At 41.5% G+C, this 15,780-nt stretch carries 19 protein-coding genes; 14 read left to right on the forward strand and 5 right to left on the reverse strand.

Annotated features, from left to right (window positions below; all coding sequences use genetic code 11):
* Nucleotides 1-99: 99 nt before the first annotated feature.
* Genes SE27_RS07395 through SE27_RS07415 form a run of 5 tightly spaced genes read left to right on the forward strand, consistent with a single transcriptional unit; the run spans nucleotide 100 to nucleotide 3,693 of the window.
* Nucleotides 100-729, forward strand: coding sequence for a 2'-5' RNA ligase family protein (locus tag SE27_RS07395; protein WP_039622195.1), 630 nt, complete (start codon nucleotides 100-102; stop codon nucleotides 727-729).
* Nucleotides 726-1,247, forward strand: a complete 522-nt coding sequence (cobU, locus tag SE27_RS07400; RefSeq protein WP_039622197.1) for a bifunctional adenosylcobinamide kinase/adenosylcobinamide-phosphate guanylyltransferase — start codon at nucleotides 726-728, stop codon at nucleotides 1,245-1,247. Before SE27_RS07395 ends, cobU begins: the two co-directional genes overlap by 4 nt.
* On the forward strand, nucleotides 1,244-2,296 hold the full coding sequence (cobT, locus tag SE27_RS07405; RefSeq protein ID WP_039622199.1) for a nicotinate-nucleotide--dimethylbenzimidazole phosphoribosyltransferase: 1,053 nt from the start codon (nucleotides 1,244-1,246) through the stop codon (nucleotides 2,294-2,296). Before cobU ends, cobT begins: the two co-directional genes overlap by 4 nt.
* Before the next feature lie 36 nt (nucleotides 2,297-2,332).
* Nucleotides 2,333-2,947 carry a histidine phosphatase family protein gene (locus SE27_RS07410; protein WP_039622200.1) on the forward strand — a complete coding sequence of 205 codons (615 nt, stop codon included), beginning with the start codon at nucleotides 2,333-2,335 and terminating at the stop codon, nucleotides 2,945-2,947.
* On the forward strand, nucleotides 2,944-3,693 hold the full coding sequence (locus tag SE27_RS07415) for an adenosylcobinamide-GDP ribazoletransferase (protein ID WP_039622201.1): 750 nt from the start codon (nucleotides 2,944-2,946) through the stop codon (nucleotides 3,691-3,693). Before SE27_RS07410 ends, SE27_RS07415 begins: the two co-directional genes overlap by 4 nt.
* A 135-nt stretch (nucleotides 3,694-3,828) precedes the next feature.
* Here the strand turns inward: SE27_RS07415 and SE27_RS07420 are convergent, their stop codons facing one another.
* The 4 genes from SE27_RS07420 to tusD are packed head-to-tail and all read right to left on the reverse strand — an operon-like array spanning nucleotide 3,829 to nucleotide 5,239.
* Nucleotides 3,829-4,140, reverse strand: a complete 312-nt coding sequence (locus SE27_RS07420; RefSeq protein ID WP_039622202.1) for a TusE/DsrC/DsvC family sulfur relay protein — start codon at nucleotides 4,138-4,140, stop codon at nucleotides 3,829-3,831.
* Nucleotides 4,141-4,153: 13 nt separating this feature from the next.
* Nucleotides 4,154-4,438: a DsrH/TusB family sulfur metabolism protein gene (locus SE27_RS07425; RefSeq protein ID WP_039622203.1), complete on the reverse strand. Its 285-nt coding sequence runs from the start codon at nucleotides 4,436-4,438 to the stop codon at nucleotides 4,154-4,156.
* A gap of 20 nt (nucleotides 4,439-4,458) precedes the next feature.
* On the reverse strand, nucleotides 4,459-4,827 hold the full coding sequence (locus tag SE27_RS07430; protein ID WP_039622204.1) for a hypothetical protein: 369 nt from the start codon (nucleotides 4,825-4,827) through the stop codon (nucleotides 4,459-4,461).
* 43 nt (nucleotides 4,828-4,870) lie between these two features.
* Complete coding sequence (gene tusD / locus SE27_RS07435) at nucleotides 4,871-5,239, reverse strand: sulfurtransferase complex subunit TusD (RefSeq protein ID WP_039622205.1); 369 nt, start codon at nucleotides 5,237-5,239, stop codon at nucleotides 4,871-4,873.
* 70 nt (nucleotides 5,240-5,309) lie between these two features.
* On the opposite strand from tusD, the gene SE27_RS07440 reads away from it, so the two are divergent.
* From SE27_RS07440 to SE27_RS07455, 4 genes are all read left to right on the forward strand, one after another.
* Nucleotides 5,310-6,323: an NAD-dependent epimerase/dehydratase family protein gene (locus SE27_RS07440; RefSeq protein ID WP_039622206.1), complete on the forward strand. Its 1,014-nt coding sequence runs from the start codon at nucleotides 5,310-5,312 to the stop codon at nucleotides 6,321-6,323.
* A 128-nt stretch (nucleotides 6,324-6,451) separates the two neighbouring features.
* Entirely contained in the window at nucleotides 6,452-7,846 is a 1,395-nt protein-coding gene (gene fumC, locus SE27_RS07445; RefSeq protein ID WP_039622208.1) for a class II fumarate hydratase, read from the forward strand.
* 101 nt (nucleotides 7,847-7,947) lie between these two features.
* Nucleotides 7,948-8,439 (forward strand): hypothetical protein, encoded by a 492-nt coding sequence (locus SE27_RS07450; protein WP_039622210.1) that lies wholly within the window; start codon nucleotides 7,948-7,950, stop codon nucleotides 8,437-8,439.
* Between the two features lie 248 nt (nucleotides 8,440-8,687).
* Entirely contained in the window at nucleotides 8,688-9,290 is a 603-nt protein-coding gene (locus SE27_RS07455; RefSeq protein ID WP_039622212.1) for a nitroreductase family protein, read from the forward strand.
* 140 nt (nucleotides 9,291-9,430) lie between these two features.
* Here SE27_RS07455 and SE27_RS07460 read toward each other — a convergent pair whose 3' ends face one another.
* Nucleotides 9,431-11,221 (reverse strand): acyl-CoA dehydrogenase, encoded by a 1,791-nt coding sequence (locus SE27_RS07460; RefSeq protein ID WP_039622214.1) that lies wholly within the window; start codon nucleotides 11,219-11,221, stop codon nucleotides 9,431-9,433.
* A gap of 116 nt (nucleotides 11,222-11,337) precedes the next feature.
* Here SE27_RS07460 and SE27_RS07465 point away from each other — a divergent pair, with 116 nt between their 5' ends.
* The 5 genes from SE27_RS07465 to cydB all read left to right on the forward strand — a co-directional run.
* Complete coding sequence (locus SE27_RS07465) at nucleotides 11,338-12,318, forward strand: GlxA family transcriptional regulator (RefSeq protein ID WP_039622216.1); 981 nt, start codon at nucleotides 11,338-11,340, stop codon at nucleotides 12,316-12,318.
* 385 nt (nucleotides 12,319-12,703) lie between these two features.
* Nucleotides 12,704-13,138: a hypothetical protein gene (locus SE27_RS07470; RefSeq protein ID WP_039622218.1), complete on the forward strand. Its 435-nt coding sequence runs from the start codon at nucleotides 12,704-12,706 to the stop codon at nucleotides 13,136-13,138.
* 60 nt (nucleotides 13,139-13,198) lie between these two features.
* Nucleotides 13,199-13,408, forward strand: a complete 210-nt coding sequence (locus tag SE27_RS07475; protein ID WP_039622220.1) for a hypothetical protein — start codon at nucleotides 13,199-13,201, stop codon at nucleotides 13,406-13,408.
* Nucleotides 13,405-14,841, forward strand: a complete 1,437-nt coding sequence (locus SE27_RS07480) for a cytochrome ubiquinol oxidase subunit I (protein WP_039622222.1) — start codon at nucleotides 13,405-13,407, stop codon at nucleotides 14,839-14,841. Before SE27_RS07475 ends, SE27_RS07480 begins: the two co-directional genes overlap by 4 nt.
* The coding region (cydB, locus tag SE27_RS07485; RefSeq protein WP_201772980.1) for a cytochrome d ubiquinol oxidase subunit II at nucleotides 14,838-15,780 on the forward strand (943 nt) is incomplete at its 3' end. The genes SE27_RS07480 and cydB, both read left to right, overlap by 4 nt.

Here is a 15,780-nt window from a genome sequence, read left to right on the forward strand (position 1 = left end):
GTTAGGCTGGCCGATTTACACGTTGTTTTAAGCGAAATATAAGAAAATAAAGTTCATTCATGCTTTAATAATGCCGTCGAATTTAAAGTGATTTACTGCGTGTTCTTAAAGCCATCGACGTCTGTTATAGCAACTCGTGCAGGGGATTATCCTGAATGGCACTGTGGTCGCGAAAAATTTTCATTGTGGTATTTAGAAATTCAGCATCCTGAATTGTTGACTTATTTAAATCAACTACAATCCGCATTTACCGATTTTTTATATGCGCCGAATACGCGCCAATTTCATATCACCTTGTTTGTTTGTGGGTTTTTAACGCCGCACAGTGCAGTATTGAATGATGATTTCACCATTGGGCAATTACAGCAGCAACTTACAGAACTAAGCCGAATGCAACCGCAAACCATTCAATTAAAAACCGGCAGTATTCAAAGTTTTAGCAGCGCATTATTTGTTGAAATTATAGATGAACAAGGTCAATTGTTAAAATTACGTGATCGATTGGCTCAGCATTCATCAGAGATTGCGCCCTTAGCATATTGCCCGCATTTGACTTTGGGTTTATATCGAGACAGCTTTAATAGTGATTTAATTTTTAATCAAATAGAACAAATACAACAAAAAACATTTGATCTCTCAATCGATCAGCTGATATTTGGCACGTATCAAGCGCAAGTGTTACAAGGTCCACTGTCCCCATTTCAGCACGTTCAATTGGAAACTCTATGATGCAACTCATTTTAGGTGGCGCGCGTTCTGGTAAAAGTTGCCTTGCAGAACACTATGCACAAGAGAGTCAACTTCAAGTGACTTATATTGCCACCGCACAAGCCTTTGATGCAGAAATGCAGGCGCGTATTGCGCATCATCAAATGCAGCGTCCGTCGCATTGGGCATTGATTGAACAACCGCTTTATTTGGCCGATTGTTTAACCGCGATTGATCAGCCTAATCAGCTGATTTTGGTGGATTGTTTGACCTTGTGGATGAGTAATTTATTGATGCATGATGATACAACCTTACAATTCAAGGAATGCCAAAAGCTGCTTCGCGTTTTACCGAATTTACAATCCCAAATTATTTTGGTCAGCAATGAAACAGGTTTAGGCGTAATTCCCATGGGTGAAATTAGTCGTAAATTTGTGGATGAATCTGGTCGTTTACATCAACAATTGGGACAAATTGCCGATCGCGTTATTTTTTGTGTAGCAGGTTTTCCAATGTTTTTAAAAGGAGAAAAAGAGTGAACTGGTGGTTAGATACAGCCAAAATTCCAAGTCAGCAAGCCCAAAAAGTGGCTGAAGCACGCCAATTACAATTGACCAAACCGACTGGTTCGTTATCTGAACTTGAAACAGTTGCGGTGCAATTGGCCAGTTTACAAGATACCTCACATCCGGATATACAGCAGCCATGGATCAGTATTTTTGCTGGAGATCATGGGGTGATGCAGGAAAATATTTCTGCTTATCCGCAAGCCGTTACGCGGCAGATGCTACAAAATTTTGCCACTGGCGGTGCGTGCATTAGCGTTATTGCCAAAGAGTACAATGCCAAACTGCAAATTATTGATTGCGGCTCGGTCGGTGAAGCCTATGATTATGTAGGTGTGGAGCGTCATTGCATTCGTGCAGGCACTGCCAACTTTGCCCAAGAAGTGGCGATGACTGAAGATCAGTGCAGAGCAGCGCTAGATTTAGGCCGTAACAGCGTTGAAGATGCAGTTGCCTATGGTGCATCTATTTATGTGGCAGGTGAAATGGGTATTGGCAACACCTGTTCTGCTTCTGCTGTGGCTTGCTTTTTACTCGATGAAGATGCCGAGCAGCTGACCGGTGTGGGGACGGGTATTCGCGCCGAGCAACTGATCCATAAGAAAAAGATTATTGATCAAGCTTTGGCTTTACATCAACATTATGTCGGTCAAGATGCTTTTAAAGCATTGTGCGCAGTGGGTGGTCTAGAAATTGCAGCCATGACCGGTGCCTATATACGCTGTGCGCAATTGGGTTTGCCCGTGGTGATTGATGGTTTTATTAGCAGTGTTTCGGCGCTGCTTGCGGTGCGTTTAAATCCTGCTGTGCGGCAATGGATGTTGTTTGGCCATCAATCGGCTGAATATGGACATCGCCGTTTATTAGAGGAGTTACAAGCCAATCCTCTACTGAAATTAAATTTACGTTTGGGTGAGGGCAGCGGTGCAGGAGCGGCGTTAGGACTGATTAAATTGGCCTGTAGCTTGCACAATAATATGGCGACTTTTGCACAAGCTGCGGTAATTGGCGAAAAAGTCTAATTATGCCGTTAATCTTCAATCCTCAGAGTTTTAAACATGTTAAAGATTGATCTACTGCGTCATGGGCAAAGTACTTTAAGCCATACTCTGCGCGGTTCTACCGATGATGACTTGACCGAATTAGGTTGGTCGCAAATGCAGCACAGTATCGATCAGTCTTTGCATGCTCAGGATAATGAAGCGGTACCGTGGGATGTTATTTTTAGCTCGCCTTTAAAGCGCTGTCGCTTATTTGCAGACCGTATCGCGCAGCAAATTGAAAAGCCTGTTTTTTATCATGCAAATTTGCAAGAAATGCATTTTGGCGATTGGGAAGCTTTATCTACGCAATATATTTATGAGAATGAGCCAGAACTATTGGCAAATTTTTGGCAACAGCCGACCTTGTTTAGCCCACCCAATGCTGAAACTATGCAGAATTTTCATCTGCGAGTGATCAACGGGCTGACCGATATACAGCAGCAGATGCAAGCCAATCATTGGCAACATGCTTTGCTGGTGACGCATGGCGGTGTCATCAAACTGCTTAAATGTATTGCTTTAAAGCATGCATTGGATGATTTATTAAAGATGTCCGCGGAGTTGGGGCAGTTAAATGCTTTTATTTTGCATGAGGATGGTGCTTTAGCCTTTGTGGAGTACAGTGCATGACTCCCTTTTTAATTGCACTACAGTTTTTAACCACTTTCCCGATTCAACTGAAACAGATGCCAACCCAGCAGCAAAATGGTCAATCACTGCTGTTTTATCCAGTGGTGGGTTTAATCATTGGCCTGATTTTAGCTATTTTGGCATTGCTATTACAGGCCCTGCCAAATGTACTGTTAAGCAGTTTAATTTTAGTATTCTGGATTTGGCTGAGCGGTGGTTTACATTTAGATGGCTTGGCGGATAGTGCCGATGCGTGGGTGGGTGGTTTTGGCGATAAAGAGCGCACCTTAGCCATCATGAAAGATCCGGCATGTGGCCCGATTGGGGTTTTAAGTCTAATTATTTTATGCGTGATTAAAGGGTCGGCACTCTATGTTTTATTACAACATCAACTGTATGCAGCACTAATTCTCTTTCCAATCTTAGGTCGTTTAGCGCCTTTATTTTTATTTTTGACCACATCTTATGTGCGTAAGCAGGGTTTAGGTTCATCCATGGCTGCCTTTATTCCTAAAACAGCTGCTTTGATTGTTGCAGCCTTATGTTTATTGGTGGTGCTGTATTTTCAATGGTTGGGTATTTTAAGTTTTATTGCGGCCGTACTGACTTTAGTTTACTTACGGCATAAATTTATCCAGCGTATTGGTGGCATTACCGGCGATACCTTGGGCGCAAGTATTGAAATAACTGAAGCCGTCAGTATGTTGGTGTTTGCATGCGCTTTGTCTTATTTGACATTGCTATAAAGACACCCGCAGCAGTACAGGTAGACCGCTCAAGTTTATGGTTTAGCTGTACATTGCATGGCATAAAAGAATTAGTTATCGCTTGATGCCGTTTAAATGTAGGCTCATTCAATCAACCTTATGCAAAATAAAAACTTATAAACAATTGGCCGGTTTAGGAATACCTGCTAAGCGGCTTAAGTGCCGTGCCACAAGACCTGTGTTAAATTGATCTTGCAGCATGGCATTGTTGATATCGCTACTGACTGTTTTCATTAAAAATTTAATCAGCGGACGTGTCGCCGGAGCATGTCCAAACTGCTGATAGAACTGACGTACTGCATGTAAAACTTCAAAATGCCAAACGGTTAATTCTAAACTCAGCGTATCTGCCAATTGCTGCGCTACATCTTCATTCCAAATGCTGTAATCGACTAAGTGACCATCTTGATCGAGCGATAAATTCATGATTAATCTCGGATTAATTTAAACGGATACAACGCGTATAATTTAAGCACAGCTCTGCAAACTGCGCATAGGAAATCAGCTGCATATTCTGTGTTTGTTGGCCGGCCAGAATTTCGACATCTGTTTCTAAAACATACACGGAATTGATTTGCTGTAGCACTGTATGTTGCACGTGTAAAAGCGCTTCACCCATTAAAACCACACAATCACTAGCTTGATAAAGCTGTTGTAATTTAGCCAATGCAGCAGGCGTGGCTGCAAAGTCACTTTGTACCAAATATAAGCTGGCATTCGACATAGGGCAGGACTCTCTTTATTTTACCAGTACAACACAAAATCAAATTTTTGAATAAAGCTACTGTTGAACTCGATGAACTCGATGAACTCGATGAACTCGATCTCCTGTTGTGTTTGCATCACAAAAGGCGAATTTTGCTGTTTATTTTCAATCAATAGCGGCGTTAAATCGTAAAATTCAAAGCTATCGACCATATTGGAAGCCAGTTTAAATGCATGCTTAAGAGGTTCAAAAGCCAGTTCTGCATTGAGCAAACTTAAAGCGGCATCTTGCAATAACACTTTAACTTCGCAGCCAAAAGTCGCCAGTACCATCGTGGCAGACAAGCTTTCATGCACTTGTAAATGGCTAAGATTGGCTTGAGTTAAAATAACGAGTACAGATTTCACACAATTAACCTTTTAAAAGCAACAGATTCCAAAAAATAACGCCTTAGAATTGAATAAGGCGCTGAGCGGATTGTACTGCATCAGCAAGTTCACCCAGTCCAACCAACTCAAAGCCATGGGCTAAATTATGTTGATTAATGTGGTGCCGCTCAGCATTGTCCTGATCGGTAATGCCACGTGCCAGTGCCGCACTGACACACACCGGCAGACGAATTGCCAACTTTTGCCACTCATGGGTTAAGTTACGCTGATCATCAGGAACCCACTGTAGCGCATTGGCGACATACACCGCATCTTGATAAAAGAACACACGAAATGCTTGCTCTTTGGCTTGTAAAGCCTGTGCTAATCCCAGCGCATGCCACGCATATATACTGGTTGGAGCAGAGGTAATTAGTATTAAGGTACTCATCGAAATTCACTTGAGGAATGCACCTGCTTAGCAGGCGCATTTAAAATTCATAAGAAGAAGGTAGTATACAATGATTTTAGTGACGGGTGGTTTAGGCTTTATCGGCTCACATATTGCTTTAAGCCTGATGGCGCATGGGCAAGAAGTCATTATTGTCGATAATTTATCCAATGCAAATTTGCAGACCTTAGAACGACTTGAATATATTTCCGGCCGATATGTGCCTTTTGTTAAAATTGATATTAGAAATACGCCGGCTTTAAATAAAGTTTTTGAACAATATTCTATAGACGCTGTCATTCATGCCGCAGGTTTTAAATCTATAGAAGAGTCGGTGCTGAAACCACTTGAATATTATAATGACAACGTCAGCTGCATTATGAGTTTGTTACGCGCTATGCAACGTACAGGCGTGCGTACGCTGATTCATTTGTCTAGTTTGGCTGTGTATGGTCAATCCAGTTTAACGCTCTCTGAAGATATGCCTTTTCATTATGCTTACCCTAATCCTTATATTAAATCACAGCAAATGATTGAAGAAATTATTCGCGATACAGCTATTACTGACAGTGAATGGAAAATTGCCATTTTAAGATTAAGCAATATTGCCGGTGCTTTTGAACATGCAGTCTTGGGTGAATTTATCGCGCCATTACCTAAAAATATTATTCCGTTGGCTTTACAAGTTGCCGCAAAGCAGCGCGACTATGTTGAACTTCGTCAGCAAGCACAAACCGCAGACCATACGGTGGAGCGTAGTTTTTTACATGTTTTAGATGCTTGTGATGCGATTATGGCAACTTTACACTGGCTCAGTACACAGCAGTCTGTCTGCGAAGCATTTAATATTGCCGGACAGTCACTTTCTATTCGTAGGTTATTAAAGGAAATTTCTGCCGTTACACAAAGCGAGATTAAAACGGTAGATGCACCCTTTTATGCTTATGCTTATGCTGAATTGGATCAGCTGGGTGCCAGTACAGAAAAAGCCCAACAACAATTAAAATGGCAACCGACGCGTCCGCTGAATAAAATCATTGAAGATGCATGGCGCTTTTATCAACAGACCTTGCACGGACGCTAAATAAGCAAGAGGAAGCTGCGTTAATAATTGATAACAATTCTCAGTTACAATTATTTGCTTAATCATGCTGAATATGTCAAAACAGAAAGAATGGCCAGTTAAAAAATCATATAAAGATGAGATTAATTATGCAAACACGGATTGAACACGACACCATGGGCGAAGTTGCAGTACCCAGTGAAGCCATGTGGGGCGCACAAACACAGCGCAGTTTGCAAAATTTTAAAATTGGACAAGAGCGACTGCCTCGCGCCATGATTCAAGCTATGGGTTTGGTTAAAAAATCAGCAGCGCTGACCAATGCGGAGCTTGAACAAATTCCGCAGAATTTATCGCAATATATTGTTGATGCCGCAGATGAAGTGATTGCCGGAAAGTGGGATGCACAGTTTCCACTGGTGGTCTGGCAAACCGGTTCCGGTACGCAAAGTAATATGAACTGTAACGAAGTGATTGCCAATATAGCCAATCAAAAACTAGGCAATGCGTTAGGTTCACAAAAACCAGTCCATCCCAATGATCATGTAAATCGTGCTCAATCGACCAATGATTCTTTTCCCACTGCAATTCATGTGGCGGCAAGCTTACAAATCAATCAGTTATTAATTCCTGCCGTACAGCGTTTACGCGATACTTTGGCGGCTAAATCGGCTGAATTTTCCGATATTGTTAAAATTGGACGTACCCATTTACAAGATGCCACGCCGTTAACCCTTGGCCAAGAATTCAGTGGCTATGTATCACAGCTAGATCATGCGCTAAAGCGTTTAGAATATGCACTTTTAGGGTTGTATGAATTGCCTTTAGGCGGAACAGCGGTGGGCACAGGCTTAAATGCACATCCCGATTATGCGGTCAAAGTCGCTGCACAATTGGCAAGTCTTACACATTTACCTTTTATCACGGCACCGAATAAATTTGAAGCTTTGGCAGGACGCGATGCAGCTGTATTTGCTTCAGGTGCATTAAAAACGTTAGCGGCCAGTTTAAATAAAATAGCCAATGATATTCGTTGGCTTGCCAGTGGGCCACGCTGTGGTTTTGGCGAAATCCGTATTCCCGAGAATGAACCGGGTTCAAGCATTATGCCGGGCAAAGTGAATCCCACCCAAAGTGAAGCCATGACCATGGTAGTGGCGCAGGTTTTGGGCAATGACACCACCATTAATGTGGCAGGCGCTTCGGGTAATTTTGAACTCAACGTGTTTATGCCGGTTATTGCGTTTAACTTATTACAATCAATTCAATTGCTGGGCGATGTCTGTAATAGTTTTAATGAGCATTGCGCCCTGGGAATTGAGCCAAATCGAGAAAAGATCGATTATTTTTTACATAATTCATTGATGCTGGTTACTGCGCTCAATCCGGTGATTGGTTATGAAAATGCGGCCAAAGTTGCTAAAACGGCTTATAAAGAAGGCAAAACTTTAAAGCAGGTTGCCGTGGAGTTAAATTTGGTCACCGCAGAACAATTTGACGCAGTGGTTATTCCTGAAAATATGGTTTCTGCGAATAGTAAATAAGCTTTGAATCAATTGAAGTTTTATCAATTCTGCATCAGTGGTTTTTATCTGTGGCAGATATGCGTACAATATAGCGAGAAATTAACTGCTGATGATTGATTATGTTTGATGTTTATTTAACAGATGTTCAGAAAAAGGTACAATTCGAGGATTATCCCGGTGAGCATCCTGTTAAATTTATTTTAGATTTTAAAAAGATTTTTCCAAGTGTGATGGAGTTAATGCTTCCCGTGCTACCGGAAGATGAAGATTTAAATGAGATGACGTGGGAGTCGACCACCGAAGACTTTGAATTGTTTAAATTGTTATTAAAGGGTTGGGGCGTAATTGAACTGCGTCTAAATGCCATTGCTCAGTTTAAAAATAGAAATTATGCCGATCAATTGATTAAAACTGCACAAAAGAAACGTAAAGATTTTGCGAGTGCTCAGCATCAATTAAGTACGGTAGAATTGGATTATTTATTCATGCATGAAGTTCATGCTTTGATTGACGCAGAGCTGGTTGAAATTGGTGAGAAGTTCTATTTGCCGACCTTACGTGCTCTTTGGAAGTCGCATGTATCGGCCAATATCTTAAATGCTAAGTTTTAAATCCTGATATGTGATGATAAAAATCCTTCATTATTGAAGGATTTTTTTGTTGGAGCTTAAATCTTTAAAAAAGATTAAAAATACTGAAAGATCAATAAAATATTATAGAAATTAACATGATTATTGGATAGGGTAGAGCCGCAGATGATTTTTCTTGAATGCTGTAAATGTGGATATTTCACATTTTCTCAGCCGTTTAGCGCTGTGATTTAAACGATCTCTCATTTAAGAGTAAAGGATTTTATAAGATGTCGAATCAGTTTTTAGATTTAATCCATAAACGTCGTACTATTTATGCGCTAGGTAAAAATGTCGAGCAAAGCCCAGACGATTTAACCGATTTGATTCAGCAAACCATTAGGCAAAGTCCTTCCTCTTTCAACTCACAATCTTCGCGTGCAGTGATGTTATTTAATGCTGAACATGAAAAATTTTGGGGGCTAGTCAAAGCGAAACTTAAGTCCTACGCGAAGGATGAAGAAACTGCTGCCAAGACCAGTGCTAAAATGGATAGTTTTGCCGCGGGCTTCGGCACCGTTTTATTTTTTGAAGATCTTGAGGTGATTAAAAGCTTGCAAGGGCAATTCCCATCTTATGCTGAGAGCTTTCCAGTTTGGGCGGAACATTCAACTGCAATTGCACAATTTGCCACTTGGACGGCTCTACATGCCGAAGGTTTAGGGGCGTCACTGCAACATTACAATCCCATTGTAGATGAGCAAGTGCATGCAGAATGGGATATTCCTCAGCATTGGAAAATGAGTGCACAGTTGGTGTTTGGTTCTATTGAAAGCCAAGCCAATGACAAAGCCTATATGGATGATGCAGTACGCTTTAAAGTTTTTAAATAATTCAAGAGATTAAAAAAGAGGTCAAGATGACCTCTTGTTTAATCTCATTTTTTATCCGTCGCATCTCTTGTAATTTATCGGTTGTATATGCCGATAAAACCACTGTTCTAAAAAATACCGCAGACTGATAAGTGAATGGTTTAGAACCATTCTGCTTGCATGCTTAAGCAGCTGTCATCAAAGTTAGTGAGCAGTTTGGCCAAATGCTCAATTTCAGGTAATTCCCAGCGAATAAAATAACGTGCAGCTTGTAATTTTCCTGCTAAAAAATGCTGATCTTGCTCATGTTCAGAGCTTGCAAACGTCAGCTGAGCTTTATTTGCCATATCCAGCCACAGCCAAGCAATAATGGTTTTACCCATCATATCCAAATAAAGTGCAGAATTTGCTAGCGCTTCATTGACTTGACCCTGCATGATGGCTTGTCCTAGTTTTTGCGTGGTCAGTTGCACCGTGTGTAAATGGCTTTTGAAAATATCGGCCAGTGCCTGAATAGAGGCATCTTGAACTTCAGCTAAGGTTTTTTGCATACGTTGCAGTAGTAACGTTAAGCCCTTGCCATTGTGCTGCCACAATTTGCGCCCCAATAAATCTAAAGATTGAATACCATAAGTGCCTTCGTGAATCGGGTTAAGACGATTGTCACGGTAATATTGTTCAACCGGATAATCTCGGGTATAACCTGCGCCGCCCAACACTTGTATGGCCAGATCATTGGCTTTAGGACCATAAGCGGACGGGAAGGATTTAACCACAGGCGTAATCAGGTCTAATAAAATCTCGCTATCCTGATGGCCTGCTGCTTGATGTTCATCAATCAAGCGTGCCGCAAATAAACATAAGGCCAGTGAACCTTCAACATAGGACTTTTGCGCTAACAGCATCCGTTTAACGTCGCTATGTTGAATGATATTAACCGGTGTGTTGGTATTGCTGTTTTTTTCAGTAGCAAGACGACCTTGGGGACGGTTTTTGGCATAATCTAAAGAGGCTAAATAACCGCGATAACCAATCATCGCCGCGCCTAAACCGACACCTACGCGTGCTTCATTCATCATCTTAAACATATATTTTAAGCCGTGCCCAGCCTCACCAATTAAATAGCCTAAGCATTTGTCGTTTTCGCCAAAACTTAACACGGTGGAAGTGGTTCCGCGGTAGCCCATTTTATGCAGTAAGCCAGCAAGTTGCACGTCATTGGCTTCCGCCAGTGAGCCGTCGGCATGAATCATGATTTTAGGCACAATAAATAAAGAGATGCCTTTCACGCCTTGCGGGGCATCCTGAATACGCGCCAACACCAAATGGATAATATTTTCGGTAATATCTTGATCACCACCGGAAATATACATTTTCTGGCCTTTAATCAAATAACTGCCATTGTCTTGTGGAATCGCCTTGGTGGTTAAATCGCCTAAAGAAGAACCGACATTCGGTTCTGTCATGGCCATAGTGCCGGAAAATCGGCCATCAAACATCGGTGGTAAAAAGGTCTGTTTCTGTTGTTCACTGCCAAAAGTTTGGATTAAGTTGGCCGCCGCAGCAGTTAAAAAAGAGTAGGCAATGCTAGAGGGATTGGCAGACATAAAATAGGCATTGGCTGCCATATTCACCAATGTCGGCAGCTGCATACCGCCTACATCATAATCATGTGTCGCACAAAGTAAGCCACTATTGGCAAATTGTTGCCAAGCAGTTTTGACTTCGGTAATGGTGGTTACCTTCTTACCATCAAACGTGGGTTCGTGCTGATCTGCTTTGGTATTGTGGGGTGCGAAATAATCGGTGGCGATCCCTTTCGCGGTGTTTAAAATAGCATCAAAAGTGCCTTTGTCATGTTCACCATAACGCTCAAGTTGCGTCAGTTCTTCGGCAGCAAACACGTTATATAACAGAAAATTTAAATCTTTTTCATTGATCAGTTGAGTCATTTTTATCGCCTACATTTTTTATCTGAACATTACGTTCAATCCTAGCAGTTGCTAACGTAGTCGTGGATTGTCAATAATGACACTTAAAGAGTGAAAAACGACATTGTGAGAAACGCATGATTAAAATCATGGTCACTGCATTTGACGGGGCGTTGGCATCCACCATTACGGGTGTGGTGGATTTGTTTAGCATGGCAGGCGTGAGTTGGAATCGTATTCAAAAACAACAAGTGCAGCGTTTATTTGAGGTGAAAATTGCCAGTCCACAGGGACAACCTGTGCAATGTATTAATGGCATTCAAATTGCTGCGCACGTGGCGTATGCTGATATTCAGCATGCCGATATTATTATTGTCCCCACCATCGCGGCCCCCATTGTGACAGTGCTAGAACAGCGGGCTGATTTAATTGAATTACTTCAATATGCCCATCAGCAACACTGGACAATTGCAGGAAATTGCACAGGTAATTTTTTTCTGGCTGAGGCGGGAATTTTAAATCATAAGCTTGCCACTACACATTGGGGCTTTCAGGATTTTTTTATCCAGCGTTATCCCTTCGTGCGTTTAAACGTAGAACAATTAATTACCCGAGATGAGCATATCTACTGCGCCGGCGGCGGTATTGCATGGTTCGATTTAGGTCTACATTTAATTGAACGTTTTTATGGTTTTGAACTGGCAATTCAAACAGCAAAGTCTTTTGTGATTGATTATCGCCGTGAGAGCCAACTGTCGTATTCTTTAATGCGAATCGGTCAGCCACATCAGGATGTATTGGTACAAAATATACAAAACTGGTTAGAGCAGCATTTTCAGCAACAGTTTAGCTTAGATGATTTGGCCACTCAGTTTAACGTGACCACTCGAACTTTAATCCGTCATTTTAAAGCGGCCTTAGGTCTTCCGCCCAATCATTATATTCAGGCACTACGCATTGAGGCGGCGCAAAAACGCTTACAAGAAACCCAGCAATCGATTGATCTGATTATACAAGAGGTGGGTTATTCTGATCCCAGTTCTTTTCGACGATTATTTCGAAGAAAAACCGGACTAACGCCATTAGAATATCGCCGCCGTTTTAGCCGACGATTTTAAATCCAGATCAATTTTTGAATATTCTAAACCACAATGATTCGCTACTGGGTTGGGTTTGCTTCTAGATCAGTTTAGATAAATGATCAGATAGCGTTAAAAATAGATCATCTACTGCATAGGGCAGTCAATGCTTGGTCGCAGCGTCATTATGAGCGCAAATATTTACTACACCTGTAGGAAGTTAAACAAAAAAGTTGTAGCCAAAAACCTCAGCGGCAGTAAGCAAAAGCCGGTCTTAACATAAATTTATGCAGAATGCTTTTAAAATATTTTTATATAAACTATAGTGATTAAAGGAGAAAGTTGACTGATTTGCTTGGAATTTAAAGCACATCTCACAGACTTTTAAGTAAATCGCCAAGCCCTATAGTTTGAGATTGAAATTTTGCTTCTACGTAGTGGGTTACTGCTTGCTTTTGCAACAGTGCTGTTACAGATTACTGTATATTTACAGCCGTTATTGCCGGAAAAATATCACATTGCTCCGGTGTGTATGTCTATTACACATAATTTAATTGCGCCCTCATCGCAGACTGTAAATTCTGTCGCTCTTAAGCACGAGTCCACTGAACACCTCGATTTTTTGCAGGATTATTTTTCTTATAATCATCACCATACCGATGATGGATATAATCATCAGTGTCAATACTGCACCGTGTATGGCGACTTGGTCATGCCGCCAGATTTTGGCATCCAAGAGGTATTCGATCGAATACAAGTGCGTCTATTTGCATTTGTAAAAACCTTTAAGCATGTTTATTTTGAATTACAGCGTCTATTTTTAATCCCACAGGGACGTGCGCCACCTTTTTCTCTATAAAAATTTATTTTTTATCAATGTTTGGATAAAGAAAGTTCCTTATTTTTATAGAGAGAAATCATGAATATTGATGTATTGCTGCAATGGTGGAAAAAACCAACCATTGCTATACACATTGCACCTCCCAAACTGTGGGATAAAATCATTAATCAACAGATTTTGTTTAAGGTTCGAGCAACTTCTGAAAAAGATCAAAACAATAAAATAGCCCGAAAGTATTTTCAGGTGCTCAATCATCCCATCAACAAATTGAAAAAGGTGATGTTATGAATCTAGGATTAACCGCACTTGAACTCGCAAGGATTCAATTTGCATTCACAGTATCATTTCATATTATTTTTCCTGCAATTTCGATTGGTTTGGCCAGTTTTCTTGCTGTTCTCGAATGGCGTTGGCTTCGAACAAAAAATCCAGTCTATCAAGACCTATTCAAATTTTGGGTCAAAATATTTGCCATCGCTTTTGGGATGGGCGTAGTTTCTGGCGTGGTGATGAGTTATCAGTTCGGTACCAATTGGAGTGAGTTCTCGCGTGTTGCTGGGAGTGTGACTGGTCCACTCTTGGCTTATGAGGTACTCAGCGCCTTCTTCTTAGAAGCCGGCTTCTTGGGTATTATGCTGTTCGGTTGGGAGCGAGTTGGTCCTCGGGCGCATTTCTTCGCAACCGTGATGGTGGCGCTAGGCACCTGTATTTCCATGTTTTGGATTTTATCTTCCAACAGCTGGATGCAGACGCCACAAGGCTTCGCAATTGAAAACGGTATAATTGTTCCACAAGATTGGTTAGCGATTGTGTTTAATCCATCTTTCCCATACCGCTTTTTGCATATGGCCGTTGCTACATTCCTACTGACTGCTTTAATGGTCGCGGCAATTGCTGCTTGGCACTTGCTTAAAGGTCGCCGTGATGCTTTGGTAAAAACTTCATTTTCCATGGCATTGTGGATGATTTTAGCGCTTGCGCCATTACAAGTACTCATTGGCGATCAACATGGCGTAAATACCTTACGTTATCAGCCTGCAAAAATAGCCGCGATTGAAGGGCATTGGGAAACCAATGAAAATGAAGCTATGCCGTTGTATTTATTTGGTATTCCAGATATGCAGGCTGAAAAAACCAAATATGCAATCAGTATTCCACATCTGGGAAGCTTAATTTTAACCCATTCTATGGACGGTAAAGTTCAGGGTTTAAAAGACTTTGCACCGGAAGATCGACCCAATTCAACCATCATTTTCTGGAGTTTCCGGATTATGGTCGGTTTGGGCATGTTAATGCTGTTACTGGCGTTCATGGCACTATTTTTACGCAAGAATGGCCGTCTTTATGAAAGTAAATGGTTGCAACGTTTCGCCTTAGTCATGGGGCCATCGGGTTTTATTGCCTTATTGGCGGGTTGGGTGACCACCGAAGTCGGACGTCAACCTTGGGTGGTGTATGGCGTTATGCGCACCAAAGATGCCTTGTCACCTGTGTCGGCAGAGCAGGTCGGATTAACCTTAATTATCTTTGTGGTGGTGTATTGCGTTGTTTTTGGTATCGGTATCTCTTATATGTTGAAACTGATGCATAAAGGTCCCGAATTTATTGAATCACGCCCGCATAGCGATGAAGCTGTGATCCAAGCCTCCCATCGTCCTTTAGCCGCTGCTGATGAAAATTTTGAAAGCGACAGCAATAATAATAAGGAGAATGACAAATGATTGATTTAGCGTTTGTTTGGATTGTAATTATTGCTGTTGGTGTACTGATTTACGTGGTACTGGATGGCTTTGACTTGGGTATCGGTATCCTCTTTCCCTTTGTTGAAAAGGAACAAGAACGTGATGTGATGATGAATACCGTTGCCCCCGTTTGGGATGGTAACGAAACGTGGATGGTATTAGGCGGTGCAGGGTTATTTGCAGCCTTTCCTTTGGTCTATTCGACTGTGCTGTCTGCTTTTTATATGCCTATTATTTTAATGCTGATTGCATTGATTTTTCGCGGCGTGGCATTTGAATTCCGTTTTAAGGCGCACCAAGACCACAAGCATTGGTGGGATAAGGCCTTTATTGGCGGTTCTATCTTGGCCAGTTTCTTTCAAGGCGTGTTATTAGGCGCTTATATTCAAGGCATCAAAACCACCAATGGCGTATATACTGGCGGCGGTTTAGATTGGTTAACAGCATTTTCTGTATTTACCGGCATTGGTGTGGTGGTGCTGTATGCAACCCTCGGGTGTGGTTGGCTGATCTTTAAAACGGAAGCGGCCTTACAAGATAAGATGTACTATTTGATGCCAAGGATGATTGTTGCCTTATTTATCATTTTTGGCTGTGTCAGTATTTATACGCCCTTGGTACATCCTGAAATTGCCTCACGTTGGTTTAGACAACCGCAATTGACTTATTTTAGTCCTGTTCCTATTTTGGTGTTGGTGTTTACTTATTTAGCGTTACGTGCTTGTAAGCAACGCAAAGAACTGAGCCCATTTATCTATACCTTGGCGTTGGTATTTTTGGCTTATACTGGCTTTTTGATTAGTGTTTGGCCTTATATTATTCCACCGTCAGTGACGATTTGGGAGGCAGCTGCACCACAAAGCAGTCAGCTCTTTACCTTAATTGGTGCGTTGTTATTAATTCCAATTATTCTGGCGT

The sequence above is a fragment of the Acinetobacter harbinensis genome (genome assembly GCF_000816495.1).
GTDB lineage: Bacteria > Pseudomonadota > Gammaproteobacteria > Pseudomonadales > Moraxellaceae > Acinetobacter > Acinetobacter harbinensis.